General features: G+C 58.8%; 2 rRNA genes (1 of these 2 running past the window's edge). Both read right to left on the reverse strand.

Annotated features, from left to right (window positions below):
* Positions 1-1,272: ribosomal RNA gene (locus tag ACGF8A_RS34435) — 23S ribosomal RNA — on the reverse strand (it extends 1,925 nt beyond the left edge of the window).
* 317 nt (positions 1,273-1,589) lie between these two features.
* Positions 1,590-3,115 (reverse strand): 16S ribosomal RNA (locus ACGF8A_RS34440).
* Together the 16S and 23S rRNA genes form the textbook arrangement of a ribosomal RNA operon.
* Between the last annotated feature and the right edge of the window lie 87 nt (positions 3,116-3,202).

The raw sequence follows: 3,202 nt of genomic DNA on the forward strand, positions 1-3,202 counted from the left end.
CTGCAATGACACGACTTCGGCGGTACGCTTGAGCCCCGCTACATTGTCGGCGCGGAATCACTAGACCAGTGAGCTATTACGCACTCTTTCAAGGGTGGCTGCTTCTAAGCCAACCTCCTGGTTGTCTGTGCGACTCCACATCCTTTCCCACTTAGCGTACGCTTAGGGGCCTTAGTCGATGCTCTGGGCTGTTTCCCTCTCGACCATGGAGCTTATCCCCCACAGTCTCACTGCCGCGCTCTCACTTACCGGCATTCGGAGTTTGGCTAAGGTCAGTAACCCGGTAGGGCCCATCGCCTATCCAGTGCTCTACCTCCGGCAAGAAACACACGACGCTGCACCTAAATGCATTTCGGGGAGAACCAGCTATCACGGAGTTTGATTGGCCTTTCACCCCTAACCACAGGTCATCCCCCAGGTTTTCAACCCTGGTGGGTTCGGTCCTCCACGAAGTCTTACCTCCGCTTCAACCTGCCCATGGCTAGATCACTCCGCTTCGGGTCTTGAGCGTGCTACTCAAACGCCCTCTTCGGACTCGCTTTCGCTACGGCTACCCCACCCGGGTTAACCTCGCAACACACCGCAAACTCGCAGGCTCATTCTTCAAAAGGCACGCAGTCACGAGAACGTGCAAGCACGCTCCGACGCTCCCACGGCTTGTAGGCACACGGTTTCAGGTACTATTTCACTCCCCTCCCGGGGTACTTTTCACCATTCCCTCACGGTACTATCCGCTATCGGTCACCAGGGAATATTTAGGCTTAGCGGGTGGTCCCGCCAGATTCACACGGGATTTCTCGGGCCCCGTGCTACTTGGGTGTCTCTCAAACGAGCCGCTGACGTTTCGACTACGGGGGTCTTACCCTCTACGCCGGACCTTTCGCATGTCCTTCGCCTACATCAACGGTTTCTGACTCGTCCCACGGCCGGCAGACCGTGGAAGAGAAATCCCACAACCCCCACGACGCAACCCCTGCCGGGTCTCACACGTCGAAGGTTTAGCCTCATCCAGTTTCGCTCGCCACTACTCCCGGAATCACGGTTGTTTTCTCCTCCTGCGGGTACTGAGATGTTTCACTTCCCCGCGTTCCCTCCACACTGCCTATGTGTTCAGCAGCGGGTGACAGCCCATGACGACTGCCGGGTTTCCCCATTCGGAAACCCCCGGATCAAAGCCTGGTTGACGACTCCCCGGGGACTATCGTGGCCTCCCACGTCCTTCATCGGTTCCTGGTGCCAAGGCATCCACCGTGCGCCCTTAAAAACTTGGCCACAGATGCTCGCGTCCACTGTGCAGTTCTCAAACAACGACCAACCACCCATCACCCCGGGACAACATCCCGAGTGCACTGGGGCCGGCACTGAAGGCGACCACACGGCCGAACCCTCAGACACCCAACAGCGTGCCCGGCCCACCCCCGCCCGGAGATCATGCGTTCCACGCCCCGTAAGGGCAGTACTAACAGCCTCCGACCCGGAAAACAGGCCGAGTAGTCAACGTTCCACCCATGAGCAACCAGCACCGGACACTCGCCGGTGTACTGGCCCCTGACCTCGCCCCGAAGGACTCGGTAAGAAGTGCTCCTTAGAAAGGAGGTGATCCAGCCGCACCTTCCGGTACGGCTACCTTGTTACGACTTCGTCCCAATCGCCAGTCCCACCTTCGACAGCTCCCTCCCACAAGGGGTTGGGCCACCGGCTTCGGGTGTTACCGACTTTCGTGACGTGACGGGCGGTGTGTACAAGGCCCGGGAACGTATTCACCGCAGCAATGCTGATCTGCGATTACTAGCGACTCCGACTTCATGGGGTCGAGTTGCAGACCCCAATCCGAACTGAGACCGGCTTTTTGAGATTCGCTCCACCTCGCGGTATCGCAGCTCATTGTACCGGCCATTGTAGCACGTGTGCAGCCCAAGACATAAGGGGCATGATGACTTGACGTCGTCCCCACCTTCCTCCGAGTTGACCCCGGCGGTCTCCCGTGAGTCCCCAGCACCACAAGGGCCTGCTGGCAACACGGGACAAGGGTTGCGCTCGTTGCGGGACTTAACCCAACATCTCACGACACGAGCTGACGACAGCCATGCACCACCTGTACACCGACCACAAGGGGGCGCCCATCTCTGGACGTTACCGGTGTATGTCAAGCCTTGGTAAGGTTCTTCGCGTTGCGTCGAATTAAGCCACATGCTCCGCCGCTTGTGCGGGCCCCCGTCAATTCCTTTGAGTTTTAGCCTTGCGGCCGTACTCCCCAGGCGGGGCACTTAATGCGTTAGCTGCGGCACGGACAACGTGGAATGTTGCCCACACCTAGTGCCCACCGTTTACGGCGTGGACTACCAGGGTATCTAATCCTGTTCGCTCCCCACGCTTTCGCTCCTCAGCGTCAGTATCGGCCCAGAGATCCGCCTTCGCCACCGGTGTTCCTCCTGATATCTGCGCATTTCACCGCTACACCAGGAATTCCGATCTCCCCTACCGAACTCTAGCCTGCCCGTATCGACTGCAGACCCGGGGTTAAGCCCCGGGCTTTCACAACCGACGCGACAAGCCGCCTACGAGCTCTTTACGCCCAATAATTCCGGACAACGCTTGCGCCCTACGTATTACCGCGGCTGCTGGCACGTAGTTAGCCGGCGCTTCTTCTGCAGGTACCGTCACTTTCGCTTCTTCCCTGCTGAAAGAGGTTTACAACCCGAAGGCCGTCATCCCTCACGCGGCGTCGCTGCATCAGGCTTTCGCCCATTGTGCAATATTCCCCACTGCTGCCTCCCGTAGGAGTCTGGGCCGTGTCTCAGTCCCAGTGTGGCCGGTCGCCCTCTCAGGCCGGCTACCCGTCGTCGCCTTGGTGAGCCATTACCTCACCAACAAGCTGATAGGCCGCGGGCTCATCCTGCACCGCCGGAGCTTTCCACCACCAAGGATGCCCAAGGTGGTCAGTATCCGGTATTAGACCCCGTTTCCAGGGCTTGTCCCAGAGTGCAGGGCAGATTGCCCACGTGTTACTCACCCGTTCGCCACTAATCCCCACCGAAGTGGTTCATCGTTCGACTTGCATGTGTTAAGCACGCCGCCAGCGTTCGTCCTGAGCCAGGATCAAACTCTCCGTGAATGTTTACCGGTGATCCGGTGACACATCACGAGAGCGGAACCACCGGAGGAATAATCCGATGGTTCACAGCGTCCTCGCTGTGTTTTT

Source organism: Streptomyces sp. NPDC047706, assembly GCF_043204795.1.
Classification (GTDB): domain Bacteria; phylum Actinomycetota; class Actinomycetes; order Streptomycetales; family Streptomycetaceae; genus Streptomyces.